Source organism: Neptunicella marina, assembly GCF_014270035.1.
GTDB lineage: Bacteria > Pseudomonadota > Gammaproteobacteria > Enterobacterales > Alteromonadaceae > Neptunicella > Neptunicella marina.
On sequence record NZ_JACNEP010000007.1, the window covers coordinates 99,102 to 125,455 of the forward strand.

Annotated in this window: 27 protein-coding genes; 23 read left to right on the forward strand and 4 right to left on the reverse strand. The window is 42.0% G+C overall.

Annotation, left to right across the window (positions count from 1 at the left end):
- The first annotated feature begins 147 nt into the window (after positions 1-147).
- Entirely contained in the window at positions 148-834 is a 687-nt protein-coding gene (mutH, locus tag H8B19_RS10445) for a DNA mismatch repair endonuclease MutH (protein WP_186506829.1), read from the forward strand.
- A gap of 18 nt (positions 835-852) precedes the next feature.
- Positions 853-1,074 carry a hypothetical protein gene (locus tag H8B19_RS10450; protein ID WP_186506830.1) on the forward strand — a complete coding sequence of 74 codons (222 nt, stop codon included), beginning with the start codon at positions 853-855 and terminating at the stop codon, positions 1,072-1,074.
- A 10-nt stretch (positions 1,075-1,084) separates the two neighbouring features.
- Here H8B19_RS10450 and H8B19_RS10455 read toward each other — a convergent pair whose 3' ends face one another.
- Complete coding sequence (locus H8B19_RS10455; RefSeq protein WP_186506831.1) at positions 1,085-2,593, reverse strand: CYTH domain-containing protein; 1,509 nt, start codon at positions 2,591-2,593, stop codon at positions 1,085-1,087.
- A 270-nt stretch (positions 2,594-2,863) separates the two neighbouring features.
- Between H8B19_RS10455 and H8B19_RS10460 the strand changes: the two genes are divergently transcribed.
- From H8B19_RS10460 to rpsT, 5 genes are all read left to right on the forward strand, one after another.
- The gene (locus H8B19_RS10460) at positions 2,864-3,478 is read left to right on the forward strand and encodes a TIGR04211 family SH3 domain-containing protein (protein ID WP_186506832.1); all 615 of its coding nucleotides are present in this window, start codon (positions 2,864-2,866) and stop codon (positions 3,476-3,478) included.
- An 88-nt stretch (positions 3,479-3,566) separates the two neighbouring features.
- Complete coding sequence (locus H8B19_RS10465; protein WP_186506833.1) at positions 3,567-4,208, forward strand: LysE family translocator; 642 nt, start codon at positions 3,567-3,569, stop codon at positions 4,206-4,208.
- A 48-nt stretch (positions 4,209-4,256) separates the two neighbouring features.
- The gene (locus H8B19_RS10470) at positions 4,257-4,760 is read left to right on the forward strand and encodes a TIGR03546 family protein (protein ID WP_186506834.1); all 504 of its coding nucleotides are present in this window, start codon (positions 4,257-4,259) and stop codon (positions 4,758-4,760) included.
- Position 4,761: 1 nt separating this feature from the next.
- Positions 4,762-6,516: a TIGR03545 family protein gene (locus H8B19_RS10475; RefSeq protein ID WP_186506835.1), complete on the forward strand. Its 1,755-nt coding sequence runs from the start codon at positions 4,762-4,764 to the stop codon at positions 6,514-6,516.
- Between the two features lie 132 nt (positions 6,517-6,648).
- Positions 6,649-6,912, forward strand: coding sequence for a 30S ribosomal protein S20 (rpsT, locus tag H8B19_RS10480; RefSeq protein WP_186506836.1), 264 nt, complete (start codon positions 6,649-6,651; stop codon positions 6,910-6,912).
- Between the two features lie 52 nt (positions 6,913-6,964).
- Here the strand turns inward: rpsT and H8B19_RS10485 are convergent, their stop codons facing one another.
- Entirely contained in the window at positions 6,965-7,801 is an 837-nt protein-coding gene (locus H8B19_RS10485) for a substrate-binding periplasmic protein (RefSeq protein ID WP_186506837.1), read from the reverse strand.
- A 222-nt stretch (positions 7,802-8,023) separates the two neighbouring features.
- Between H8B19_RS10485 and ftsB the strand changes: the two genes are divergently transcribed.
- From ftsB to H8B19_RS10565, 16 genes are all read left to right on the forward strand, one after another.
- Positions 8,024-8,308, forward strand: coding sequence for a cell division protein FtsB (gene ftsB / locus H8B19_RS10490; protein ID WP_186506838.1), 285 nt, complete (start codon positions 8,024-8,026; stop codon positions 8,306-8,308).
- Entirely contained in the window at positions 8,309-8,998 is a 690-nt protein-coding gene (gene ispD, locus H8B19_RS10495; protein ID WP_186506839.1) for a 2-C-methyl-D-erythritol 4-phosphate cytidylyltransferase, read from the forward strand.
- Positions 8,999-9,000: 2 nt separating this feature from the next.
- Entirely contained in the window at positions 9,001-9,483 is a 483-nt protein-coding gene (gene ispF / locus H8B19_RS10500; RefSeq protein WP_186506990.1) for a 2-C-methyl-D-erythritol 2,4-cyclodiphosphate synthase, read from the forward strand.
- A gap of 1 nt (position 9,484) precedes the next feature.
- Positions 9,485-10,558 carry a tRNA pseudouridine(13) synthase TruD gene (truD, locus tag H8B19_RS10505; RefSeq protein ID WP_186506840.1) on the forward strand — a complete coding sequence of 358 codons (1,074 nt, stop codon included), beginning with the start codon at positions 9,485-9,487 and terminating at the stop codon, positions 10,556-10,558.
- Positions 10,539-11,285, forward strand: a complete 747-nt coding sequence (surE, locus tag H8B19_RS10510; protein WP_186506841.1) for a 5'/3'-nucleotidase SurE — start codon at positions 10,539-10,541, stop codon at positions 11,283-11,285. Before truD ends, surE begins: the two co-directional genes overlap by 20 nt.
- A 16-nt stretch (positions 11,286-11,301) precedes the next feature.
- Entirely contained in the window at positions 11,302-11,952 is a 651-nt protein-coding gene (locus H8B19_RS10515; protein WP_186506842.1) for a protein-L-isoaspartate(D-aspartate) O-methyltransferase, read from the forward strand.
- Entirely contained in the window at positions 11,949-12,530 is a 582-nt protein-coding gene (locus H8B19_RS10520) for a YqaA family protein (protein ID WP_186506843.1), read from the forward strand. The genes H8B19_RS10515 and H8B19_RS10520 overlap by 4 nt, the downstream gene beginning before the upstream one ends.
- Positions 12,530-13,366, forward strand: coding sequence for a peptidoglycan DD-metalloendopeptidase family protein (locus tag H8B19_RS10525; RefSeq protein ID WP_338401519.1), 837 nt, complete (start codon positions 12,530-12,532; stop codon positions 13,364-13,366). Before H8B19_RS10520 ends, H8B19_RS10525 begins: the two co-directional genes overlap by 1 nt.
- Positions 13,367-13,430: 64 nt before the next feature.
- Positions 13,431-14,414, forward strand: a complete 984-nt coding sequence (rpoS, locus tag H8B19_RS10530) for an RNA polymerase sigma factor RpoS (RefSeq protein ID WP_186506844.1) — start codon at positions 13,431-13,433, stop codon at positions 14,412-14,414.
- Positions 14,415-14,783: 369 nt separating this feature from the next.
- Complete coding sequence (locus H8B19_RS10535) at positions 14,784-17,771, forward strand: TonB-dependent receptor (protein ID WP_186506845.1); 2,988 nt, start codon at positions 14,784-14,786, stop codon at positions 17,769-17,771.
- 201 nt (positions 17,772-17,972) lie between these two features.
- Positions 17,973-19,526, forward strand: coding sequence for a tryptophan halogenase family protein (locus H8B19_RS10540; RefSeq protein WP_186506846.1), 1,554 nt, complete (start codon positions 17,973-17,975; stop codon positions 19,524-19,526).
- 32 nt (positions 19,527-19,558) lie between these two features.
- The gene (locus H8B19_RS10545; RefSeq protein ID WP_186506847.1) at positions 19,559-20,287 is read left to right on the forward strand and encodes a SapC family protein; all 729 of its coding nucleotides are present in this window, start codon (positions 19,559-19,561) and stop codon (positions 20,285-20,287) included.
- A gap of 10 nt (positions 20,288-20,297) precedes the next feature.
- Positions 20,298-21,311: a cupin-like domain-containing protein gene (locus H8B19_RS10550; protein ID WP_186506848.1), complete on the forward strand. Its 1,014-nt coding sequence runs from the start codon at positions 20,298-20,300 to the stop codon at positions 21,309-21,311.
- 38 nt (positions 21,312-21,349) lie between these two features.
- Positions 21,350-22,840 (forward strand): tryptophan halogenase family protein, encoded by a 1,491-nt coding sequence (locus tag H8B19_RS10555; RefSeq protein ID WP_186506849.1) that lies wholly within the window; start codon positions 21,350-21,352, stop codon positions 22,838-22,840.
- 24 nt (positions 22,841-22,864) lie between these two features.
- The gene (locus tag H8B19_RS10560) at positions 22,865-23,581 is read left to right on the forward strand and encodes a DUF6445 family protein (protein WP_186506850.1); all 717 of its coding nucleotides are present in this window, start codon (positions 22,865-22,867) and stop codon (positions 23,579-23,581) included.
- A 240-nt stretch (positions 23,582-23,821) separates the two neighbouring features.
- The gene (locus H8B19_RS10565; RefSeq protein ID WP_186506851.1) at positions 23,822-24,766 is read left to right on the forward strand and encodes a response regulator; all 945 of its coding nucleotides are present in this window, start codon (positions 23,822-23,824) and stop codon (positions 24,764-24,766) included.
- 36 nt (positions 24,767-24,802) lie between these two features.
- Here the strand turns inward: H8B19_RS10565 and soxR are convergent, their stop codons facing one another.
- Positions 24,803-25,261 (reverse strand): redox-sensitive transcriptional activator SoxR, encoded by a 459-nt coding sequence (soxR, locus tag H8B19_RS10570; RefSeq protein WP_186506852.1) that lies wholly within the window; start codon positions 25,259-25,261, stop codon positions 24,803-24,805.
- A gap of 75 nt (positions 25,262-25,336) precedes the next feature.
- Positions 25,337-26,269 (reverse strand): M14 family metallopeptidase, encoded by a 933-nt coding sequence (locus tag H8B19_RS10575; protein WP_206683181.1) that lies wholly within the window; start codon positions 26,267-26,269, stop codon positions 25,337-25,339.
- Positions 26,270-26,354: the final 85 nt, after the last annotated feature.

Consider the following 26,354-nt stretch of genomic DNA (forward strand, 5'->3'; position numbering starts at 1 on the left):
ATTCTAATTTTGTCCATTGTTCCACAGAATGCCCACCCTTACCAGTAGCTTTTATTGCAGCTTTGTGACCAAATTTTTCCGGTTAAGGCTAATGCTTTTGAACTATTTCTGGCACAATAACAGCATCGATATTGTTTTAATTCAGATATGCATCCACCATCCTCTCCACCTGCAAGCTTAAATGAACTGCTAGACCGTGCTCAGGCTCTGGCAGGTTTTACTTTGGGTGAATTGGCAGAACTTGCCAATATTGCGATTCCTTCAAGCTTTCAGCGTCATAAAGGTTGGAGCGGACAGTTACTCGAATTATGGTTGGGTGCAGAGGCTGGCTCTAAACCACAGCAAGATTTTCCAGACCTTGGAGTAGAACTTAAAAGTATCCCTGTCGATAATACCGGCTTTCCTTTAGAAACCACCTATGTGTGTTATACCCATCTGACAGGTATTTCTCAGCTCGACTGGGAATCCAGCAATATTCGCAACAAATTATCGCAGGTTTTGTGGGTGCCTATTCAGGGTGACCGCGCCATTCCACCTGCAGCACGACAAATTGGTAGTGCATTTTTATGGCAACCATCTTCTGAACAACTAGCTATATTGCGTCAGGACTGGGAAGAAATTATGGAAAAAATTGCACTGGGACAAATTGAATCTATTACAGCCAGACAAGGAGAAGCGCTGCAACTCAGACCCAAAGCAGCGAATGGCAGCGCCTTAACTGACGCGATTGGACAACAGGGAAAAATAATAAAAACCCGACCACGTGGTTTTTATCTGAAAAAGAATTTCACCCACCAAATAATACAACAGGCATTTAATCCTGAGCATTTTTAACTGGAATCTGCTTTATCTATGAATAACCAAATCGCCTTCGAATTTCCCACGGCTCAAATAGCCAACCGTTTTATCAACACGCTACGCGGTAGTAAGTTAGAGTTGGCAAGCGTAAAATTATATCGAGGAAACACCAGTGTGCTTATTAGTTACACTTACCAACAACTTGATTTTGACAGAACAGCGTCAGAACTGGATGAAATTGCAGCCTCATTTGACGGCAATGAGGTAAATCCATAACTGGCTCTATTCAATCTTCCCAGTAGGGCTGCATATCAAGAGCAGCTCCACGACTTTGTTCCATTATAGATAACAGGCGTGCAGTTTTATCCTGCACCCAGGTCACAAGTTCATCTTTTTCTTCCAGATCACTGCGACGAATTTCATGTTGTAGCTGCGATAACATCTGCAACTCTTCAATACCATCCAGAATATCTAACCACGGGGCACGGAACTGTTCGCGTCCATTATCGGCAAATAAATTGGCAAAAAACACGCCATTGAACAGCACGTTACGCAATAATGCCTCGGACTCTTTATACTGTTCTGCATCAAATGGACTCCCTCCTGTCATTAGCTGACTAACCTGATAGAGGCCATCTGATAACACCTGACGACATACCGCTTTAATCGGCTGATGCCATTGGTCTGAGGTTTGTAACCATGGTTTACTGGTCAACAGTTTCAACAAGGCCAGCTGAAGTCTGGCGGCATTTTCATTATCAATCAAACACATAGGTTGATGTGACAAAAGCATCCCTTGGGCACGTCCATTGAGAAAGCTTAACAACTGGTCATTTTTTTCATGAAGTTTACGGAAAGAGCCTCGCTCAGAAGAGAGGGTTACCAGACCGTAAAACTCAGTCACCCACTGCCATTTTTTTTCAATTGCATCTGATTTATGAATCAAACTTTGCAATTCTGACAAACCCAACAACGGCTGATACATGCGTAGCACCTGCCCCAGCATGCGAATGGCGGTTTGAATGCCCAATAGCGCAGCTTCATTTTTGGTGCTGACATAACATTGTTCATGATGTTGCCACCAATTAAGCACAAAGCTGACAGACTTAATAAACGCCTGCTCTACATTATCCTGCTGCGATAAATTGACACTTTTGGAATTATCCAGCGGGTTCAATTCCAGACCTTTAGCCAACATGTAGCCTCTGGCCGCTTTACTTTGAAAACCTAACCGGCAAGGCATTAATTGAAATAACTGCTCAGCAATATCAAATAGACACTGCGCATCACCGGCTTTTAACTCCAGTTCAATTTCACAAATGCTTTGTTCATGACTGCCGGCGCTGACTTTGCCAAGATCAAACACCAGCTCAATCTGATTGCCATTTTCAAATCCAATCAGATAGGCCTCACGCTGGAAATGCGTGGTAAACACAACTTCCAGTTCTTCCTGTAACTGTTCAACATTCATGTCACCGGGCCACAATGCAGGATCAAATAAATGAAGTTGAGGTTGGTTATCAGGTAAATTTACATTGTATTCAGGGCGCTGATGTAAACCAGCAACAGACTGACCTGCAGTTTTAATTGTCTGTTCAAACTCGCCATTGCAGCCACGTACCCGAAAGCCCATATCAAGTTTCCGCAGCGCATTATCGGCAGTGTCGTAATAGCTGTTATACAACGTCAGACTTTTATGTTCGATGTTGGCTTGAAGTGTCGGTAGGTATGAAGAAACGATAATCTGATTGGCATCGGCTGGAACTAATATTTTTAGTTCTATTTCTGTGTCCATGCTTATTTTTTATGCAGTTGTAACCCGTAAAGCCACACCTTAACCCGATGATAATCTGCACGCAATCAATATCTTGGCGCAAATTTGCCGAAATTAACTGCCTATATAAGTACAGATTGTTTTTTATTCAATCAATTGAACACTCATCCACTATCATCCCTTTTGTTAGTGTGTATGATAAAAGAGAGGTTTACTGCTGATTTTCACTTGTCATTCAATTGCAGACTCCCTACCATCAAAAATAAAGAACATGAGGTCACAACATTCACCATGCTAAAACGAATTTTACTCCTGAGTTTATGTGTATTCAGCCTGCCACTTTTTGCACAGGATTCCACACCTCCTAATGACGCTAATGGATTGCAAGGTGAATCAAAGTATATAAAAGATGACCTGACTATTTTTATGCATGCTGGCCCCGGGCGTGAATTCAGAATCATTGGCACTATTGATGCTGGTAGTAAGGTCATTTTGTTGCAAACCGATGACGAAAAAGGCTTTGCCGAAATACAGGATGAACGTAATCGAACCGGCTGGGTTGTTGATAGTAACGTAACCGATAAACGCAGCATGCGCGAAATACTGCCGGAAACCGTAAAACAGCTCAACGAAGCACAATTAGCATTACAAAACACCGACCAGCGCATCACGGATTTAAATCAGCAGATCAGTGATTTAACCATGAGCAATCAGCAGCTTCAGCAACGCTATGACACCCTGAATGACACGTATAAACTGTTGCAGAAGCAACAGCAAGTGCAAGACCAGTCATCGCAAAAAGAGTGGTTTACACGTGGTGGTATCGTGGCTTTTGGTGGTGTTATTCTGGGTATCATTCTCACCTATATACCTAAACGCAAACGCCGCAGCGATAACTGGATGTAACCCGGTCGATTATCAAAATAGTTGAGGGATAGAAAATTAAATAAATCAATTAACACAATAGCGTGGTCAGAATAAGAAGGAGCGAAAAATGGTTGGACTGGACACATTACTGGCATTTTCACTGGCTGCACTATTGCTGAGTTTATCCCCTGGACCATCTAACCTGTACATTATGGCACGTAGTATCAATCAGGGGCGCAGTTCTGGTTACGCTGCGGCATCGGGTTTAGCGATTGGCTCGATTATATATGTTATCGCTACTGCATTAGGGATGGCCGCACTGTTTAAGTATTTCCCTATCGCTTACGTAATTTTAAAGCTAGGTGGCGCCATCTACCTGGTTTATCTGGGTATTCAATATTGGCGCACACCAGCATCTACAACAACGTCACCGGTTACAAAATATAAGTCACATGCCGCGGTTTTTCGCCAGAGTATTATCGTGGAACTGACCAACCCCAAGACCGCCTTATTTTTTATTGCTTTTCTGCCCCAATTTGTTGAGCCAGCTAATGGCTCTGTAACTATGCAACTGATGATTTTAGGCTCAGTTTATGCCTTGCTCGCTTTTGTTAGTGACCTGCTGGTGGCCACATTATCCGGAGAACTCGGACGTTATCTGAATCGTCATCGACAGGTGGGAAGTAAACTGGACAAAACATCAGGATTGATATTACTGGGATTAGGTGGATACATAGGTTCTAATGAAGTACTCGAACAAATAACTTAAGCTCTAATTAAATATGTTGAGCATGCATCTGAATTTGAAGGAGTTAACGTGAATTTACTGGCAAAGTTTTTAAAATTACTTAATTCAGAAGCCAGCCCCTGGCAAATTGCTATCGCGATCACGTTAGGCTTAATTGTTGGTTTAACCCCTTTCTGGCGACTACATAATCTGCTCATACTGTTAATTGTTTTAATGTTACGTATCAATCTCAGTGGATTTATCGTTAGTGTGTCTTTTTTCTCACTTATTGGCTGGATATTTGGCGGGTTATTCGACAAAGTGGGCTCGGAATTATTATCGAACCCGGACCTTGCAACCTTCTGGAGTAGTTTGTTTAACCTGCCGTTGGGGCTTTTATCACAGCTTAACCACTCCATTACATTGGGCAGTTTATTAATCTCGTTGTTACTTACCCCTGTGTGTTTATTGCTCTCAAAACAACTGGTTATTCAATACAGAGAGCGGTTTATGCGCTGGGTTCACAAGCTAAAAATTATGCAGGTCTTCAAGGCCAGTAAAGTTTATCGGTTATATCAGGCGTTAGGAGACTAAAATGATTCGTTTTCTGAGATGGCAGGGCCTGATTATATTTATCGCTATCTGTGCATTAATCGCAGCAGTAACAGAACTGTTTCTTGATAGCTGGATAAGCTGGTCAGTGAGTAAAAGCGTCAGTAACATCACAGGTGCGGAAGTCAATATTGCCAATGTTGAACACTCCTTTTCCCCTCTGGGGATAAGCTTATCCGATATTCAGTTGACTGATGCAGCCCAACCCGAAAATAACAGTGTGCAAATTGCGCAGTTGGGCGCCCATATATCCTTCACCGACCTATTGTATAACCGTATCATTATTGATGATTTAACCGCTACCGGCGTCATGTTCAATCAGAACAGAGATAAAAAAGGTGAGGTATATCGTTCTGCCAAAACCAGTCATAATGAGCTGCCTCCCGATGAAGATAACCGCAGCAAAGAGATGGATGCAGCTGCACTCCTGGCTAAAGCTCCACTAAAAACAGATGATGCTGTTAAGACGCTTCAACAACGTTTTGAACAAAATCAGACTGAGTTAAAACAGCAATATAAAACGCTGCCAGACAAAGAAAAACTCAAACAGTACCAGCAACGTATTAAATCCCTGAGTGAAACTGATTTTAAAAATACGCAGGAGCTTGCTAAAGCGACTGCAGAATTTAATCAGTTAAAAACGGAGATTAAGCAAGATAAACAAAAATTCTCAGATTTCCGTAATCAGGTTGAACAAACTAAAGCTCAGCTTAATCAAGATATTAATCAGTTAAAACAAGCAAAAGATCAGGATTATGCCCTGATAAAAGGAATGGTAACAGGCAACCTTGACGCCTATGCCGATGCGACAGAAATGATCTTTGGTGATACGGCCCACCGTTGGCGCAAACCAGTAATGACAGCGATCGAATTAGTCGGCCCGTTACTGGAAAAAAAACAGCAGGAACAAAAGCAGCAACGTGAAGATCAAGGACGCTGGTTTGCTTTTGACGGTAGCAGTGACATGCCGCAGTTTTTAATTAAAAAGTCAGATATCGATATCACTTTTAAAAATCAACGCGTTAAAGTCAATGTTACTGATATAACAACGGACCACGCTAGATTAGGCCGTCCCACACTCTTTGACGCAACGGCCTCTCACTCTGATTTGTGGGAAAACTTATCTGTTCATGGTCAATTTAAATTGCTCGGTGGTGAATTAGATGCCTGGCAAAATTGGCAAATAACGCAATTATCATTGCCAGCAGAAACGCTTTCATCCCAAGAAAAGCTAACCGCCCTGTTGAATAAGGGAAAATTAACCTCCAATGGTCAGTTAAATGTTACTAAAGGTAAGCTGGATGGTAATACCACCATTAAACTTGACCAGCTTTCGATAGAGGCGAGCGGACAGAATAACATTACCAATATTATTGCCAATGCCCTCAACTCACTTAATACGCTAACGATCAATGCAACACTACGGGGTGATGTTATAAATCCGGATGTATCGCTGACGTCAGATCTGGATAAACAACTTGCGGCCAACACCGCCAGCATTTTACCTGACAACATTAAACAAAAATTAAATAAAGTATCTGCGTTACTGGATGATAAATCTCAGCAAGGACAGGCATCCCAGCAACAAGACTGGCAACAATGGCTGTCACGGGACAGTGATGCCGAGTCAGCGGAATCACAACTGGAACAATTATTAAAAACCAAACTAAACAACTTATTAGATAAAGAAAAAGATAAGTTAAAGGAAAAACTTAAAAACAAATTGTTTGGCAATTAATTCCAACATAAAGAAATTTCAAATGAAGGTAAACAATTGCCGACATACTGGTAAAAGAATTTGACAACTGGTGACGAAGCAGGCAAACTTCGCGTCCTTAATTTTGACTAGAATTTTTTTGGGAGTTCCACCTTGGCTAACATCAAGTCTGCTAAGAAACGCGCGATTCAAGCGGAAAAGCGTCGCCAGCACAATGCAAGCCGTCGTTCTATGATGCGTACTTACCTGAAAAAGGTATTTGCTGCAATCAAAGCGGGCGACAAAGCGACTGCTCAAGAAGCGTTTAACACTGTTCAAGCGATTCTTGACCGCTATGCTAACAAAGGTTTGATCCATAAAAACAAAGCTGCTCGTCACAAGAGCCGTTTGTCTGCACAGATCAAAGCTATTGCTTAAGCAAAAAGTTTCCAGAAAAAGCGCCTGTATGGCGCTTTTTTTGTGTCTGGGCTTAAGGGGAATTGGTGTTTTTTGATATGGGTTGGTGAGGATCCGGCCAGATATTAATTGCACCATTATCCAAATAAAGCTGCATATTTTTGTCACGGCGATATTGTTCTACCCACCTTTTGCTCATTAACACAAACTGTCTGTCATGTTTAAACTGTGCAGCCGCCTCTCGCCATTGCTCTACCGTACTGATATCTGTACCGTTTTTTGACATGGCAATATAAGTAGTAACAACCTTATAAATATAAATATTTTCAACTGCCTTACACTCAAACCGGGTTGGGGGACACAGATAATGGATACCGGAAGACGACGTAAAAATGGCATTGACCCGGCCTTTTAGCAGTGCTTCCACCACTTGTTGCCAATTATTATATAAAACGAGTTCGGTAGCTCCGGCCTGACGCAAAATAGTTTCACGGAAGTCCCCTCGTAATACCCCTATCGGGCCAATATTCTTAACCTGTGACATGTCCTCAAGTAATACGTGATTCTGTTTCAACGCATACAAGCCATGAATGCTGCGGGCAACCGGCGTTATCCAGTAAAAATTTTCTTCACGCTCAGGTGTACGAGCCACCGCTAAACCAACAACATCAGGCTCCTCACTTAATACTTTAATTAATCTTGCCCACGGGTAGCTATCTACTGGCACATCCTGACCGGGTATGCGTTTTTGTATTTGCTGCGCTAATGCCACCGCAAAACCATCAATCTGTCCTTGCTCATTTATAAATGTAAAGGGGTACTCTGGCGTAGCGATAACTTTCACTGCTCCGGCCTGCGTCAAAAACGCGCACAACATCAGTAAAATAAAGACAATTTGGCGTAAGTACATCAGCACCTTATCAAAAGTGTATTTCTACAAATAACGGTGATTTTGACAACATTGTCGCACAAATAGCAATCGTTCAGCTCTAAAATCACTGACAAATGAGCCAAATTACAGACTTTTAACACCCAGTAAGCATTTTTATTGGCAAGAATCGGTTGCCTAACGCTATACACACGGCATAATTACTCTCATCTTTTACCGACAGATTTAAGGAGCGCAACTGCAATGAAATGGTTATCAGCCGTTTTGCTTATTCTGCTGTGTGCGCTCCAATACCGCTTATGGTTTGGCAAAAACAGTATATTGGATTACCGCCAGATGCGGCAGGAAGTTGAGCAACAAATGCAACAAAATGCCAATATGAAACAGCGCAACAGTTTACTAAAAGCCGATATCCATGATTTAAAAATTGGTCTGGAAGCCATAGAAGAACGTGCACGCAATGAGCTGGGCCTGATAAAAAAAGATGAAACTTTTTACCGCATCTTACCAATGGAAAATAACAACTAAATGTCATCAATTGCTGTTGTAGTGCCTGCGGCCGGCATTGGCAAACGCATGCAATCTGAGATTCCCAAGCAATATCTTAAATTACATGGTCAAACTGTACTTGAACACACTCTCAATCAACTCATCAGCCATAGCAATATTGCCCATATTTATGTGGTGCTGCATCCTGATGATATGCTGTTTTCAACACTAGATATTGCTGATGCTGACTGGATAACCACAGTGCCAGGAGGGGACGAGCGAAGTGATTCTGTCATGGCTGGGATTCTGGCCACTAATCATGCTGACTGGATATTAGTGCATGATGCAGCCCGGCCGTGCGTTAAGCTGGATGATATAACTAACTTATTAAAATTAAGTAAAGATAATACTGGTGGCATTCTGGCCGCCCCGGTTCGTGACACGATGAAACGGGGAGATAGTCAACATGTTATTAAGCAGACAGTTTGTCGTGAAAACTTATGGCATGCACAAACGCCACAGTTTTTCCCAAAACAGCAGCTGTTAACAGCGTTACATAGCTGTCAGCAAGCAGGTATAGCAGTAACAGATGAAGCTTCTGCCATTGAACAAATGGGTGGAACAGTCAAATTAGTTGAAGGTTGCTATTCCAATATAAAAATCACCCATCCGGAAGATTTAGCTTTGGCAGAGTTTTATATTAACCAGCAAAACAGGACCTATTTGTGAATATTCGCATTGGACATGGTTATGACGTGCACAAGTTTGGAGGCCCAGGTCCAATTACTATGGGTGGCGTTAAAATTGATTACGAGCACGGTTTGCTTGCTCATTCAGATGGTGATGTGGCGTTACATGCAATTTGTGATGCTTTATTAGGAGCATTAGCTTTAGGTGATATTGGTCATCACTTTCCCGATACAGATAGCGCATATTCAGGTGCCGACAGCCGTAAATTATTGCAGCATGTTTATTCTCTGGTAAAAGAGCGACAATACAAGCTGGGAAATCTGGATGTCACCATTATTGCCCAGGCTCCCAAAATGGCTCTGCATATAAATCAAATGCGCGATGTCATCAGCCAGACCCTGCAATCAGAGATCGGCCAAATAAATGTAAAAGCAACAACAACTGAAAAGCTTGGTTTTACCGGACGCAAGGAAGGCATAGCCTGTCACGCAGTTGTGTTATTAGAAAAGCAGTTGACCCAATAATATGCAGGCATTTACCACTAACCATTGGTGCTATTTGCGTGGACATCCGCCCCACTGCTCAGCAGTACTTAAATCGACTCCATCAGATTTCCAGGTAACCGAGATCCCAAGCTATGAACTAAGCGGCGAAGGGGAACATATCTATTTATGGCTTGAAAAAGAAAATTTAAATACAGCCTTTGTTGCGGAACAACTTGCCAGGTTTTGCAAGCTTCCTTTACGTGCAGTTACCTATGCCGGTCGCAAAGATAAATTCGCCCTTACCTACCAGTACTTTGGTATTCATTCACCAGGTAATAAACAATACGAATGGCAGAAATTCTCCCTTGAGGGAGTGAAAATTTTATCGGCAAGACGCCACAATAAAAAACTGCGTACAGGCTCATTAAAAGGCAATCGATTTACGATTACTTTAAGAAACATAAGCGCACCGGAAGAACTTGAGTCCGCATTAAAATACGTTAAGCAACACGGGGTTCCAAACTATTTTGGTGAGCAACGTTTTGGAAATAACAATAGCAATTTGTCGTTAGCACAAAAAATGATCGAAGGTGAAACGATACGCAACCGTAATAAACGGTCTATGTGCATTTCAGCAATGCGCAGCTGGTTATTTAATGAATTTGTAAGCCAGCGTATCGCAAAAGAGTTATACAATAGCCCGGTTGAGGGTGATCTTATGATTCTAAGCGGCAATAACAGTTTTTTTAAATATAAACATGAAGATGTCACGATCAAAAACAGACTGTTGTGTAATGACATTCAGATTTCGGCCCCCATGTGGGGAACCGGAACCTTAGCGTCTGCGGGTGAGATATACGAACTTGAATCGAACTTAGCACGACAATTTCAATCTGTATCAAGTCAACTTGAAGCTCTGGGTTTAAAACAGGAACGCAGAGCGATCCATCTGCAACCACAGAATATGAGTTGGTCGATTAATAATGAGCAGGCGAAAATAGAATTTGAGCTTTCATCTGGTTGCTACGCCACATCAGTATTGCGAGAATGTGTAATTACAACGCCAATAAGCACACAATCAAGGAATGAACATAATGAAAATACTGCTGAGTAATGATGATGGTGTGCATGCTGAGGGTTTGCATACTCTCTATCACGCATTAAAAGAGTTTAGCGATGTTACTGTTATAGCACCCGACAGAAACTGTAGCGGTTTCAGCAATGCATTATCCCTGACGAATCCGTTGCGAATGAGCAAAATGGACAATGGATTTTATGCCATTAATGGTACGCCCTCAGATTGCGTGCATTTGGGGATAAATAGTTTTTTGCAAGAAGACCCGCAGTTAGTGGTGTCCGGAATTAATCACGGCGCCAATCTGGGGGATGATGTGGTGTATTCTGGTACGGTAGCCGCAGCGACAGAAGGACGTTATATGGGATTACCTGCAGTCGCGGTTTCACTTGCCGCCAGAAATGGCACGCACTACAAAACCGCTGCCAGAGTAGCGAGTGAAATAATTCAACATTTGTCTGCCCACCCCTTGCCTGCTGATCAGATACTGAATATAAATGTACCTGATGTACCGTACGAACAATTGCAGGGAATCGAAGTTACCCGACAAGGCCGCCGCCATCGCGCAGAATCTATGATAAAAAGTCAGGATCCTCATGGTCGTGACATTTACTGGTACGGACCACCGGGACAAGAGCAGGATGCAGGCCCAGGCACTGATTTTCATGCAATTGCCAATCAGCGGTGTTCTGTTACACCATTGTCTGTTGATATGACTGCTTACCAGGGTATGGATACGTTAAAACAATGGGTTACTAAGCTTTAAAGATAATAATAATTTTATGAATACAACTCACCGTACTTACGCCAGAAAAGGGGATGCTTTGGCTCAGCTCTTGCTGACCGAAGGAATTAAAAATGCAGCGGTACTCAAAGCGATTGCCGCCGTGCCAAGAGAACGTTTTTTACCTGATGCCTTGCAACACAAAGCTTATCAGAATACAGCTCTTCCGATTGGTCAGGGACAAACCATTTCTCAGCCATACATTGTTGCTCGCATGACCGAATTGTTACTCGATACGCCTAACAGCCCCAATAAAATCCTCGAAATTGGCACAGGTTCAGGTTATCAAACAGCAGTACTGGCACAATTATTTACTCAGGTTTTTAGCGTAGAACGTATTAAAGCATTGCAGTTTCAGGCAAAACGACGCATGAACCAGTTGGATCTTCACAATATATCCATGAAACACGGTGATGGTTGGCAAGGCTGGCCATCAAAAGGACCATTTGATGCCATATTGGTCACCGCTGCCGCAGCACATATGCCACAAAAACTGTTGGAACAGCTGAATGATGGTGGTCGTTTAATCATTCCTGTCGGAGAAAATACCCAACATTTACATTGTATTACTCGTCATGGCGACGAACTGGAAACTCAGATAATCGAGCCTGTCAGGTTTGTACCACTGGTCGCAGGCGACATTATATGAAGATATTTCAGCGCTGTTATGACTGGACAATTCGATGGGCACAACATCCTAAAGCCACTTACCTACTTGGAACCATGAGTGTTGCAGAATCAGTAATATTCCCTGTTCCGGTCGATGTGATGTTAGCTCCTATGGCGCTGGCTAAACCAAGCAATGCCTGGCGTTATGCTCTTATTGCCAGCATTGGCTCAGTGTTAGGCGGTATCCTTGGATATTTGCTGGGGTTATTCGCTTTTGAAAGTCTTATACAGCCTATTGTGATTGATATGGGTTATCAAGCCAAGCTCGACGAAGCAATTCACTGGTTTAAAGACTATGGTGTCTGGGTAGTATTTCTAGCTGGCTTTTCACCGATTCCATATAAAGTATTCACCATTAGTGCAGGTTTTCTGCAACTGGCTATTATACCCTTTATTATAGCTTCACTGGTTGGCCGCAGTTTGCGCTTTTATCTGGTCGCGGGATTAATGCGTTGGGGTGGTCAGCCAATGCAGGACAAACTGCGTCAACATGTTGAAATTGTAGGCTGGGCGACGGTTGTGTTAGCTGTACTGGCTTATTTCTACTGGAGTTACTAGTGGGTAATAAAGGTTGGCTGTTATTTACAACCTTTATTCTGTTATTAGGGGGCTGCTCTGGACGACCTGCCCCTGCCCCGGTCATATCCGCATCAAATCCGATTGTCATTAATGACTATAAAGCCCCACTTGTTACACCCAAATCGGTCACTGTAAAAAACGGTGATACTTTATATTCAATAGCATGGTATTACGGACTGGATTTCCAAACTATTGCGCAAAACAACAAATTATCATCCCCTTATAACATTTTTCCAGGTCAAAAATTAATCTTACTCAACTCGCCAGCTCGCGCTAACAAAGGTGAGCGTAAAAACACCGTAAAAAATAAAATAAAACAAAAGAAAATTAACGTAAAACAAGATGTTGACCATGACAAAAAGCAGGCGTATGGTGAATCCAGTGGTACAAAAAACACTCATCCTACTGGCAAACGGAATTATGCCGATAATGTAGGTAAGTGGGTTTGGCCCGCTGCCGGTAAAGTGATAGCCACTTTTTCCGTATCCGAACAAGGCAATAAAGGAATCGATATTGCGAACCGAGTTGGCTCAAAGGTTGTAGCCGCAGCTTCTGGCAAAGTCGTATACTGTGGAGATGCACTTCGAGGATATGGAAATCTTGTCATCATTAAACACACTGATGAATATTTAACCGCATACGCACACAACAGTAAAATATTGGTTAAAGAACAGCAGTGGGTAAAATCCGGACAAAAAATTGCGCTAATGGGTAGTAGTGATTCAGATCGTGTGAAGCTTCACTTTGAAGTGAGATTCAAGGGTAGTTCGGTTGACCCTTTGCACTATCTGCCCACAAAAAATAACAATAAATAAACATAAGTCATTAACGGAGGCCTGAAATAGGTATAGAAATTATTTAGTAATTTGGAGATGTGTCATGGGTCAAAATAAATCCGATTTAATCGACCTTGAAAATAATCTTGATGATGATTCAACAGAATTGGACATGATTGAGAATGAAGATGATGACAATGCAATTGCCGATATCTTAAGTTCCTCGGACGATTATCAAAAAAATCTCGACGCTACCCAGTTGTATCTGGGTGAAATTGGTTTTTCTCCTCTATTGACAGCACAAGAAGAAGTTTACTTCTCTCGACGAGCGCTACAAGGTGACGAATCTTCCCGCAAACGCATGATTGTCAGCAATTTACGATTGGTCGTTAAAATTGCCAGACGATATAACAACCGCGGTTTAGCACTACTTGACCTGATTGAAGAAGGTAATTTAGGTCTAATCCGTGCCGTGGAAAAATTTGATCCCGAGCGTGGTTTCAGATTTTCAACTTACGCAACCTGGTGGATCCGCCAAACCATTGAACGCGCAATAATGAACCAAACGCGTACCATCCGTTTACCCATTCATGTTGTAAAAGAATTAAATGTTTATTTACGTACAGCCCGCGAGTTGGCGCAAAAGCTGGATCATGAACCTACTGCTGAAGAAATTGCTGAAGAGCTTGATCGTCCGGTGGAAGATGTAACCAAAATGTTGCGTTTAAATGAACGCATTAGCTCTGTAGATACCCCTATTGGGAGTGATAATGACAAAGCTTTGCTAGACATTATTGCCGATGAAAAAAGCACCGGACCTGAAAATGACCTTCAGGATGAAGATATCCGGCATAGTATTGTCGATTGGTTAAGCGAATTAAATCCCAAACAGCGGGAAGTGCTGGCAAGACGTTTTGGTTTACTGGGATATGAGCCATCCACCTTAGAAGACGTCGGAACTGAAATTGGCCTGACACGAGAGAGAGTGCGCCAAATTCAGGTGGAAGCGCTTAGGCGTCTGAAAGATATCTTAGGACATCAGGGACTCAATCTTGAAGCCCTGTTTAGTGCAGAAACTAACTTGTAAACTGTCATACAGCAAGTCATAAAAAGGGAGAGCATAAATCTCCCTTTTTATTGCCTGCTTCATGGCTACTAGTCTCCGCTAGTGGTGAAGCCCCACCTTTTCATAGTACAAATTTTTATCAGTTAGCATTCCTCACAATTTTACCAATAGTTCAATCACTTAGTTATGCGTGTTGTGTTGCATTGAAATAATGCATGCTTTCAACAAGTTACTAATTGTTAACTTTTTGTTGACGTTTAATTGCAATTGATTTAACGTTCATGAAAGCGCTTACATTATCCAAATGACTGTGAAACAAATAAAAATGTAAGCGCTTACGTGAATCGTGACAGACGGTTTTGTTACGACAATTTACACTAGGGGACACACATGAAATTCAATAAGACTCATTTGGCAACCAGTATTTCACTGGTTCTCAGTGCTGCTACTATTGCTCCGGTAATGGCACAAGAAGCCCAAAAAGATGAAGTAGAAGTCATTAACGTCACAGGCATCCGTGGCAGTATGATTAAATCAATGGACGTTAAACGTTCATCAAGCGGTATCGTTGATGCCATCACTGCAGAAGATATCGGTAAATTTCCAGATACCAACCTTGCAGAATCATTACAACGTATTACTGGTGTAGCCATAGACCGTTCAAATGGTGAAGGTAGTGAGGTAAGCGTTCGTGGTTTTGCTGGTGCGCGAAACATGGTGACACTAAACGGTCGTCAAATGCCAACGACGACTGGTTCACGTTCATTTGATTTCTCTAATATTGCTGCCGAAAGCGTTAGTGGTGTAGAAGTTTATAAAACATCAAATGCGAAAGTACCAACCGGTGGTATTGGTGCAACCATTAATATTCAAACATCTCGCCCTCTTAGCAATCCAGGTGAACATACTGTTGTTAGTGCACAGGTATTGGATGACAGCTCAACTAACGAAGGTGGCATGACACCAGAATTGTCTGGTATCTACTCAAACACCACTGATGACGGCAAATTTGGCGTAGCAATTTCTGCCAGTTACTCAGAGCGTGAGAGCGGAAATCAACAAGCGAATGTTGGTACAGGTTGGCGTAGTTTTAATGGTCTGGCTGACCAAGACTGGAGCGGGCCTTATGCTGAATGGGGTGGCGTGCCTAAAAATGAATTCCAGACTAACCGTCCTGGTGAAGGCGATATTTATTCTGTTCCGCAAACCACTATTTATCGTTTTGAAGAACATCAACGTGTACGTACCAACGCTCAATTAGTTCTTCAGTACAAACCTATGGATAATCTAACTGCAACTCTAGATTATACCTACGTCAGAAAAGATGAAGATACACAGTTTAACGACGTATCAGCATGGTATGGTTTTTCACCCTCTAAAAACGTTTGGACAGACGGGCCAATTTCTTCTCCATTATTGTATTCAGAAGATTACATTGAAAATGGTGTAGGCTTACAAGATGTTGCTATGGGTGGAGGTGATTACGGCACCCGTGATGAAACCAAATCTGTCGGTTTAAATATAGAGTGGCAGGTTAATGACAGCTTAAATCTTGAATTGGATTACCACAATTCTACGGCAGAAAATAAACCAAATAATGAGTTCGGTTCATCAAATAACTTAGCTATGGCTGGTTTTGTGCGTCAGGCCGCTGCAACTGATTTCACTGGTGATTTGCCTATTTTAGCGGTGCGTGGGGGTAACGATATTCAACCCTCTGACATGATTGTAACCGGTAGTATTTTCACCAATAACCGTAATAAAGCAGATATAGAACAAACTCAATTACGTGGTGAGTATGTATTTGATCAAGCAGGTAGTATCGATTTTGGCCTGTCACTAACCACAGCAGAAAATCACGGACAAACCAAAGATATTTCTCGCGGTAACTGGGGTGGTGAAGGCGAAGCCGGTATGTACTCAGCCGACTTGTTCCCACGTAAATCTATTCATGATCAGTTTACTGATGTAAGCGGTGGCAATTTCGAAGATTTCCAAGGCATTTATGGCATAAATGACTGGGAAATTATGGATACCTATTTCGCTTTTGATTTCCGTGGCGTCCGTGATGAAGCAGCCCGTTTATTGAGCAAGCAAGAGTTAGGTGACTGTGGTGATTCATTCTGCCCATCGACCAATTATGCCTCACAAGTAGACCGCTATAACAAAGAAGAAATGACGTCGGTGTATTTACAATATAACTATGAAGGTTTCTTCGGTGAAATGCCTTATGACGTTCATGTAGGTGTAAGATATGAAGAAACAGACGTAGTATCAACTTCATCTGTACCTGTGTATCAAAATGCAGCCCAGTGGCAAGGTGCTTCGGAAGTCTATCTGCGCGATACGCCTGACTTTACCTTTGAAACTCAAAACGGCAGTTACAATCATACGTTACCAAGCTTCAACTTTAATATTGAAGTTACTGATGGTGTGATGCTACGTGCAGCTTACAGTAAGACAATCGGTCGTCCGGGTTATGGCGATATGATTGGGGGTACAATTCTGACCAAAGCTGGACGCTTAGATGGTACTGATGGTTCAACTGGATCTGCAGGTCTGTTACCTCTTGAATCAGACAACTTTGACTTCTCCGCAGAATGGTATTACGACGAAGGTAGTTATGTTTCAATTGGCTACTTCAAGAAAGATGTAACAAATGACTTAACCACAATAGATGTACCTACCACATTTGGCATCTATTCTCCGGCACAAGGTCCATATCGTCAAGAAGCCCAAGCGGCAGTAGGTCAAGACGGTGATTTACAACGTCAATGGATCTATGACAACTATCACGAAATTGATCCTGAACATGTATATATGGAAGCAGGCAATATCATTATTCTGGGCAACCCTGAAACGGATCAACAGATAGAATTCAACATCCACACTCCATCAAATTCAGATGAAGACAAAGGGTTTGATGGCGTAGAATTCGCGATTCAGCACTTATTCGGTGAAAGTGGATTTGGTGGTATTGTCAACTATACCTCTGTTGACTCTGACCACACTTATGACAACTTCCTGGTTGGTGAACCACAAGTTGCAGAGTTTGGTATCAGTGATACAGCCAACGTAGTTGGATTCTATGAAAAAGATGGTCTGTCAATTCGCTTGGCTTACAACTGGCGTGATAAGTTCTTAGTATCTGGCTACCAGGGCGATGTTGGTCCATCACCACGTTACGTAGAAGCATACGATCAGTTAGATTTAACTGTAAGTTATGAGCTACCTCAGGTTGAAGGTCTGACCTTGTTCCTGAACGGTATTAACATTACAGATAATTACAAACGTGAAAGTGGTCGCAGTGAACTGCAGGTTCTTAACGTTACCCAGCAAGGTGCACGTTATAACGTAGGTGTTCGTTACGCTTTCTAAAATAAGTTAGTAGTGTGAAGTAAGGCCGCTAAATTAATTTTTAATTTATGCGGCCTTTTTTGGTTAGATTGCAATTGCTTTAAATCAACATTTATTTACGCAGGTTCAAAACCTAACACCCTGTTTCAAAATGTATATTTGACACAATAGAGGGTAAGGTAAGTAACAATTTTTCATAGAATCGGTTTCACTGGCAGCAAAATGAACAACAAAATACAGCAGATAGTTATTGTAGGTGGAGGTTCCGCTGGTTGGTTAACAGCAGCAATACTTGCATCTCAATATGCTGTCAATGACGAACATGGTATTCAAGTAACACTAATTGAATCGTCAACCGTATCCCCCATCGGAGTGGGTGAAGGTACCTGGCCTTCAATGCGCTCTACGCTGGAAAAGATAGGGTTGTCTGAAACAGATTTTCTAATACAATGTGATGCCAGCTTTAAACAGGGTTCCAAATTTATTGACTGGCATCATGTAAATGACGGTCATTATTTTCATCCATTTACGTTTCCGGTAGGTATGGAACAAATGGATCTTGCACCTTACTGGTTGCCACACAAACAACATATTTCCTTTGCGGATGCGGTTACACCGCAAGGTCATCTCTGTCAGAAACATCTGGCACCGAAACAAATTTCAACTGCCGAATATGCCTACAATGCAAATTATGGTTATCACCTCGACGCAGGTAAATTTACTCAGGTATTAAGGCAACATTGTGTTGAAAAGCTAGGTATCACTCATATTGTTGATCACATTGAGCACATCAAAAGCCATAACAATGGTGATATTGCCACTTTAATTACCCGTAATAAACAATCCATACAAGGTGACTTATTTATTGATTGTAGCGGTGTGCATGGCTTGCTGATTGAGCAACATTTCGGCATACCACTAAAAAATCAGAAAAATATACTATTCAATGATTCGGCTTGGGCTGTGCATGTACCTTATACGGATGAACAGAGTCCCATTGCCTCGTGTACACTTTCCACCGCACAAACAAGTGGCTGGGTTTGGGATATCGGTCTTCCCTCTCGGCGCGGAGTCGGGCACACCTATTCAAGTGCACACATAACAGACGAACAAGCCGAACAGCAACTTCGTGAATACATCACCCCCGCTATCGGAGCAACAGCTGCAGAACAACTAGCTTGCCGAAAAATAAACTTTAATCCTGGTTATCGCCAAAAGTTCTGGCATAAGAACTGTGTTGCGGTTGGCATGGCTGCAGGTTTCATCGAACCTCTTGAAGCATCCGCGCTGGTAATGATTGAGCTGGCAGCTCAAATGATTTGTGATCAACTCCCTAAAACACGCAGCACTATGGATGTCATTGCCAAACATTTTAACCACAAATTTAGTGCTCGCTGGGAACAAATTATAGAATTTTTAAAACTCCATTATGTGCTAAGTGAACGCAAAGAAGAGTACTGGCTGGAAAACCGATGCTCATCCAGCATTCCACAGTCTTTGTTGGAGTTGCTTGAGCTATGGCAAAGTAACTTGCCTAGCAGATATGATATTACAGATACAGATGCATTATTCCCTGCCGCCAGTTACCAATATGTGTTGTATGGCATGGGCTATTCACCTGCACATCAGCAACATACATTACGCCACCCAAAACAACGGGACGCTGAAGTGCTTTTTAATCAGAATATGCAACAAAGCAAACAACTATTGGCGGCTTTACCCACAAACCGCGAACTTTTAAACAAAATAAAACAATATGGATTACCCAAATTATAATCGGGGATTCTTACAATAAAGCAGGATGATTTATGGCTAAAAATGTACTGGTTAACAGCATTGACCATCAAGACTTAAAAGTAATCACTGAACGTTCAGCGAACTTCGGTGACAATTTATGGTATACGTTAACTTTTCCTTCAGAATTCAGAAGCTTACAAGCCTACTACCCTATTTTCTTTCAAAAAGATGTAAACACAGGCAAGTTTCACGCACTGGCTTTATTTGGCTTTCAAAATGAAGAAAATTTATTCCTAAAAGATGGAAAGTGGGATGCTGGATATATTCCATTAACGATTGCAAGACAACCTTTCTCAATAGGGATCCACAAAGTTAGCGAAGATGGCGAAGAAAAAATGCAACGTATGTTGCATATTGACCTCGATAACCCTCGAGTTAACAAAAGTAAGGGCGAAGCATTATTTTTAGAACACGGAGGCAATACCCCATATCTCGACATGATGGCCGATATGCTGGAAGTAATTCATCATGGGATGCTTGACAGCCAGGAGTTTATAGAAAGCCTTATCGAACTTGAACTACTTGAAGCATTTACCGCAGATATTACTCTACAAGATGGCAGCAAATACCAGATGGTTGGCTTTTACACCATTAATGAAGAAAAGTTAAATGAACTAAATGGTAATGTACTGGAAAGTTTAAATAAAAAGGGCTATTTACAGGCAATTTATATGGCCTTGGCGTCTCAAGCCAATGTCAGCCATTTAATAAAACGTAAAAATGCTACGCTAAGCCACTAAGTATAGAGTTATGTTGGTTACAAAGTTAGTTGAACACGTTTACGATTGTCGCCCCGACAATATATCACAAGATATATTGTCATCTGACAGCCCTTTAATTTTAAAGGACTTTGCTAAAAATTGGCCAGTAGTTGAAGCGGGGAAAAAATCACCGCAGCATGCTGCTGACTATTTAAAAAGTCTATATAACGGAACACAGGTGTTTACAGCTTATGGCGAGCCCGACATAAAAGGACGGGTTTTCTATAATGACGACATGACTGGTTTTAATTGTCAGGGCGTTCGTGCAGATCTCAATCAAATTTTGCAACGAATATTCGCGCACAGTGACGACACATCCCCCCCAACTATCTATGTTGCTTCAGCTGAAGTAAATAGCTGGTTACCGGGCTTTGCAGAGCAAAATAATGCAGGTCTGGAACAGTTTTCTCCGCTAACGAATATCTGGATTGGTAACCAATCCAGAATCGCTGCTCATTACGATTTTCCCAACAATTTAGCGATATGTGCCGTAGGTAAGCGCCGTTATACCTTGTTTCCTCCTGAACAGGTAAACAATTTATATGTTGGCCCAATGGAGCTCTCTCCCGGTGGACAAGATATTAGTCTGGTCGATTTTGCTAATCCGGATTTTGATAAGTTCCCCAAGTTCAAACAGGCGCTCGATGCTGCTTTAGTCGCAGATTTGGATGCCGGAGATGCACTCTATTTACCTGGCATGTGGTGGCACCATGTGGAAGGTTTAACGCCTTTTAACGTACTGGTAACACACTGGTGGCGCGATAGCCCTTCGTTTATGGGAAGACCAGAAAACGCACTAAAAATGGCAATCCTGAGTTTACGTAATCTACCTGAAGCACAACGTAAAGCGTGGAAAGCACTATTCGATTACTACATCTTTGACCAACAACCTGATGATATAGAACATATACCCGAGCACGTAAGAGGCATGCTCCAGCTGCCGCTCAGCCCGCTGGAAGCAAAAAAAATCAGGGCGGAATTGCTCAATAAATTAAAAGTTTAATGATGTCTCAAATGCGACAAACAGGAAGAATTAAACCAATGAATTCAAAAAAAATTAAAAAAGTTGTCATTGCTGGTGGCGGCACCGCAGGCTGGATGTGCGCGGCGGCATTATCAAAACTACTAGGCAAAAATATACAGGTAACCCTAGTCGAATCTGATGATATCCCTACGGTAGGCGTGGGAGAGGCAACCATTCCTACATTACTTGTTTTTCACCAGTTGCTGGGAATAAATGAAGCAGAATTTATGGCAGCAACTAATGCCACTTTTAAACTTGGAATTGCTTTTGAAAACTGGCGGGACATCAAAAAAGATTATATTCATTCGTTTGGATTTTTAGGTCAGGATTGCTGGGCTGCAAGCTTTCAACATTTTTGGTTAAAAGGCTTACAGAAAAATCTGGTATCAGAACTGGGAGATTATATACCTGAACACCTGGCGTGCCGCGAAGGCAAGTTTGCCGTACTAGCTAATCAGGATAAAAACTATGCCTATCATTTGGACGCAGGCCTGTACGCTAAATTCCTGCGGAACCTGGCTGAAAAAAATGGATGCCAGCGTATTGAAGGAAAAATAAGCAAAGTCAATCTGGAGCCAAACACGGGCAACATTTCTGCCCTCTCACTTGAATCAAAGCAATTAATAGAAGGCGACTTGTTTATTGATTGTACTGGCTTCAGAGGCCTACTCATTGAACAAGCACTGCATACAGGTTACGACGACTGGAGTCACAACTTACCTTGTGATAGCGCGATAGCAGTACAAACCACTACCATAAATAAACCTGTCCCCTACACACGCTCCATTGCCCACGGAGCGGGATGGCAATGGCGAATTCCCCTGCAAAATCGCACAGGAAATGGTTTAGTGTTTTGCAGTAAATACATGAGTGACGAACAGGCAAAACAATTATTGCTGGACAATATAGAGGGTGAATTACTCAACGAACCCAGAGTAATCAAATATCGCACAGGCACGCGTCGTAAACACTGGAACAAAAACTGTGTTGCGGTCGGCTTATCATCAGGTTTTATTGAACCATTAGAATCAACCAGCATTCATCTTATCCAGCAATCAATTGTTCGGTTAATGTTATTATTCCCATCCGACGGCATTAGCCAAAGTGCAATAGATGAGTTTAACCAGCAAATGAAGACGGAAGTGGATAACATAAAAGACTTCATTATTTTGCATTACAACTTAACCGAACGTAAAGATTCAGACTTCTGGCGTTACTGTCGCACGATGCCGGTTCCAGAAAGCCTGACTAAACGAATGCAACTTTTTAAGCAAACAGCAAAAATCATAAAGCGCCACGAAGAATTATTTGGCGAAACGTCTTGGGTTCAGGTGCTGATGGGTCAGGGATTACTCCCTGAACAATATCACCCGATAGTAGACCTAATGCCCGATGAAGAGCTTAAGCAATTCTTAAACACAGTAAAAACAGGCGTTAAACGAAAAGTGGAAAAATGGCCAGATCATCTGGATTTTATCCGTCATTATTGTCATTCAAATCACCAATAAATCAGTACGGAAATTAAACAAGTAATGTCAGCAGAGCAGTATCAGGTCAATCCCAAGGCCAAATCACACATTAAGCTGGTGGGTAAAAGTCAAACTCCCGTTATTGTCATTGACGATTTCATGCTGGACCCTGATTCTGCTATTGCACATGCCTGTGAATTCGGACAGTTCAACCTTGCCAATACCTATTACCCGGGCAACCGAGCAAAGCTTCCTCGCAATTATGTAATTAGTGTTATTCAAAGTGTTTATCCAATGATAGAGAAGTTATACAAAATACCTCTCAATCTAAAATTACAACCACAGGCAACTTACTACTCATTAATTACTAAACAGCCAGCAGAACTGCAGTTATTACAACGTATGCCTCACTTTGATTCAGTTACTCCTTTTTATTTTGCGGTTCTACATTATTTAAATCCTGCGCCTCACGGTGATACAGGTTTTTTCAGACATATCCCTACTCAGTTTGAATATGTAAGCCCAGAACGTGAAAATATTTATTTTGAATCAGCGAGTTCCTATGTAAAACAACATGGCGAACCTGACGCAAAATATTGTGTAAAAACAGAAGGGCAGTTTGAATTGTATGATCACCTGGAATACCGGGAAAATCGGTTGGTCATCTATCCAGGCTGGTTACTTCACTCATGCTTGGTAAATCAAGGCAATGACATAGACAGTAATCCGTCAACGGGTAGACTCACCGCAAATATTTTTATAGATTTCTTAAAGGGTTAGCTTTTTTGCATAATTTAACAACTATAAATTGCACTGAGCCCACCGGCTAATTAATTTAAAAATTCGACCTAAAACTGAGTTTTGATAGGAAAATATTTAACATTTATGCTAAACAATGATGCCAGAAAACACTAAAACGTTTTCCATCAGGTACTGAGACGCAAGCAATAACTTGCCTGCATAATCCGGTTCAGTTGTTATGTTACTGAATCAAAATCAATAATAAGAGCAGTGATTATCATGTCTGTAGAAACCATTTATAAAGTCATTCTTTATCCTTTTATCAACGAATCTATTGCCAGTTTAAAAGCCATGGCCAGTGTGGCAGGTGAATCTGACGATGCTTTTATGGATAAAGTGGAGGATTTTCGCTTTAAGGGTTACGCCGTATGTTCAGATATCACAGGAAGTCTGGACGGGGTGATTATGATGCACCATTATCCTGAAACTGCCGTCGCCATTGGCAATGCCGTATGCCAAAACATGTTTGGTGAAACGTACGATTACAGCGAAATTAACGAAGAGTTGGGCAATGCGTTAGCTGAGTGGGGTAATACCATTGTTGGTCGTTCTACCGATCTACACAGCCGCCACAATCTGGACTATCAGTTTTCCAGTCCTTATTTTGTTAACGATGTCTCGGATATGGATAAATATTTAGTCGGTGTAAAAGAAATTGTGACTGTGCCGATTAAAATCGATGGTATTGGCCGTTATTATTTTAACTTGCTGGTGCGCAGCGCTTCTATTTCAGGTGGAGGACTAAAACGTGATGAAAGCCAGGGTGTAGCCAACCCTTACAGCACAGCACTTCCAACTGACAGCCGCATTTTACTGGTTGATGACAGTTCCCTTATTCGTAAAGGTATGAAGCGGTTTTTATCGCAGATTGGTTATACCAATGTTGATGAAGTTGACGACGGTGCTAAGGCGGTAGCCATGGTAAAAGACAATTGCCCTGATTTCATTTTCATGGATGTGATTATGGGAGAGGTTAATGGCAATGAAGCCCTGAAAGCGATGCGTGAGGCCGGCTCTGATGTTCCAGTGGTAATGCTGTCATCAGTGACCGATCAGGAACTGATTGACGAATGTCAGGCGCTGGGCATTTCTGGTTTTATCTTTAAACCAATCAACTCTGAAAATGGCCCACAAACATTAAAGGACTATTTGAAAATAGCTTAATCATAAATAAACACGCCCGCTTATTACCGGGCGTGTTTATTTATAGTTTTCGGCCGCTTTATCAATCAGCACCGCACCACTCCCCTGCTCGGCTAACGCATCATCCGGATTATACAAAGGGCAGTTTTTTAAAGATAAACAACCACAACCAATACATCCGTCCAGTGACTCGCTTAATGCCTGCATGTAACGAATACGCTGTTGCAGCATTTTCTGCCAGCGGTTGGATAGATTCGCCCAGTCCTGTTTATCAGGTGTACGTTTTTCCGGCAACGTCGCAAAAGCCTGAACAATTTCATCCAGCGTCAGACCTACTTTTTGTGCGGCTTTAATAACAGCAATACGCCGCAATACATCACGTTTATAACGACGTTGATTCCCCTGATTTCTCCAACTGCGTATCAGGCCTTTTTGCTCATAAAAATGCAAAGCAGATACCGCCACACCACAACGTTTAGCAACATTTCCAACACTAAGATTTGCTTCATCATGCATATTTAGCCACTACATCAACCAAAAGCTTACTTTAGGTTTAATAATCTAGTGAAAATTCAGATTGTTCGCAATGACTTACTGCTGATTTAGTATAAAATCAAGACCACCTGTGATAGCGGCAACCTGAGCCAGAATACATAACTCATCTGTTGCGTGCTCGCTGTCAGGATAAACTTCGGTCGTTGTTACGTAAGTGGCGTCAGTTAAGCCCCCACACAGTCCCAGGGATGATTTATCGTAATAAATAACCCCCCTGGCCTTTACTTTACTACCAATAATGCAACCAGAATCATCCGCAGGAGCAATATGCGTGACTTTCTCAACTTCATTTATAACCGCTTGTTGAAAGGCTAATTGTGGTTTAGCCGTGTCGGCCACAACATAAAAACCGTCTGGAATATGCCAGTTTTCCAGTGCAATTCCATCTCTGGCAGCCAGAGCAGGCCTGAATTCACTGTTATCAGTATCGGTTGTCTCATGTAAATCAAAATGGGCAATTAGTGACTGCTGCCCCTTTAACCATCCATGCTGTTGTAGCATCTGGATAAACAAACGAGCTTCAGCAGCGGAACTCTCAGTCACAAAATGGCGATTAGGATCGATGGCATCCGGATTCCAGCGATTAATGGTTTCATAACCCCAGGGACTTAAACAAGGTGCAACAACAAAATTAAACTGCTTAAGATAACGATGAGCCTCAGACTCTAAAAAACGAATCGCCCCCTGCACGCCGCTGGTTTCATAACCATGCACACCACCGGTAACTAAAACCACAGGCCTGTCCTGCAACCAGCTTTTAGACTTTGCTATAAACAACGGGTATCGCTGTTCGTCATAAGGCAGTGATCCATATTGCTCTATATTAAACTGTTGCTTTAAGGAATCGAGTTTATTGATGACTTCCTGCTGATATGAGCGCTTGATGGTTTGTTGCATTTTCCACTGTTGTTTTTCCGTTTGTTCCCATGGCTTTCCGGGGGTGCCAATTGAATAGTTAGCTGGTTTCATCATTCGTCACTTTTTACTGCAATACAGATGCTTATCAGTCTATCAAAATTTGATTGATACAACATTGAACCGAAACAAACGAAAG

Coding starts and splice junctions, on each gene's coding strand:
- mutH (WP_186506829.1), top strand. CDS start 148: ATGCATCCACCATCCTCTCCACCTGCAAGCTTAAATGAACTGCTAGAC.
- H8B19_RS10450 (WP_186506830.1), top strand. CDS start 853: ATGAATAACCAAATCGCCTTCGAATTTCCCACGGCTCAAATAGCCAAC.
- H8B19_RS10455 (WP_186506831.1), bottom strand. CDS start 2,593: ATGGACACAGAAATAGAACTAAAAATATTAGTTCCAGCCGATGCCAAT.
- H8B19_RS10460 (WP_186506832.1), top strand. CDS start 2,864: ATGCTAAAACGAATTTTACTCCTGAGTTTATGTGTATTCAGCCTGCCA.
- H8B19_RS10465 (WP_186506833.1), top strand. CDS start 3,567: ATGGTTGGACTGGACACATTACTGGCATTTTCACTGGCTGCACTATTG.
- H8B19_RS10475 (WP_186506835.1), top strand. CDS start 4,762: ATGATTCGTTTTCTGAGATGGCAGGGCCTGATTATATTTATCGCTATC.
- H8B19_RS10485 (WP_186506837.1), bottom strand. CDS start 7,801: ATGTACTTACGCCAAATTGTCTTTATTTTACTGATGTTGTGCGCGTTT.
- ftsB (WP_186506838.1), top strand. CDS start 8,024: ATGAAATGGTTATCAGCCGTTTTGCTTATTCTGCTGTGTGCGCTCCAA.
- ispD (WP_186506839.1), top strand. CDS start 8,309: ATGTCATCAATTGCTGTTGTAGTGCCTGCGGCCGGCATTGGCAAACGC.
- truD (WP_186506840.1), top strand. CDS start 9,485: ATGCAGGCATTTACCACTAACCATTGGTGCTATTTGCGTGGACATCCG.
- surE (WP_186506841.1), top strand. CDS start 10,539: ATGAAAATACTGCTGAGTAATGATGATGGTGTGCATGCTGAGGGTTTG.
- H8B19_RS10515 (WP_186506842.1), top strand. CDS start 11,302: ATGAATACAACTCACCGTACTTACGCCAGAAAAGGGGATGCTTTGGCT.
- H8B19_RS10520 (WP_186506843.1), top strand. CDS start 11,949: ATGAAGATATTTCAGCGCTGTTATGACTGGACAATTCGATGGGCACAA.
- rpoS (WP_186506844.1), top strand. CDS start 13,431: ATGGGTCAAAATAAATCCGATTTAATCGACCTTGAAAATAATCTTGAT.
- H8B19_RS10535 (WP_186506845.1), top strand. CDS start 14,784: ATGAAATTCAATAAGACTCATTTGGCAACCAGTATTTCACTGGTTCTC.
- H8B19_RS10540 (WP_186506846.1), top strand. CDS start 17,973: ATGAACAACAAAATACAGCAGATAGTTATTGTAGGTGGAGGTTCCGCT.
- H8B19_RS10545 (WP_186506847.1), top strand. CDS start 19,559: ATGGCTAAAAATGTACTGGTTAACAGCATTGACCATCAAGACTTAAAA.
- H8B19_RS10550 (WP_186506848.1), top strand. CDS start 20,298: ATGTTGGTTACAAAGTTAGTTGAACACGTTTACGATTGTCGCCCCGAC.
- H8B19_RS10555 (WP_186506849.1), top strand. CDS start 21,350: ATGAATTCAAAAAAAATTAAAAAAGTTGTCATTGCTGGTGGCGGCACC.
- H8B19_RS10560 (WP_186506850.1), top strand. CDS start 22,865: ATGTCAGCAGAGCAGTATCAGGTCAATCCCAAGGCCAAATCACACATT.
- H8B19_RS10565 (WP_186506851.1), top strand. CDS start 23,822: ATGTCTGTAGAAACCATTTATAAAGTCATTCTTTATCCTTTTATCAAC.
- soxR (WP_186506852.1), bottom strand. CDS start 25,261: ATGCATGATGAAGCAAATCTTAGTGTTGGAAATGTTGCTAAACGTTGT.
- H8B19_RS10575 (WP_206683181.1), bottom strand. CDS start 26,269: ATGAAACCAGCTAACTATTCAATTGGCACCCCCGGAAAGCCATGGGAA.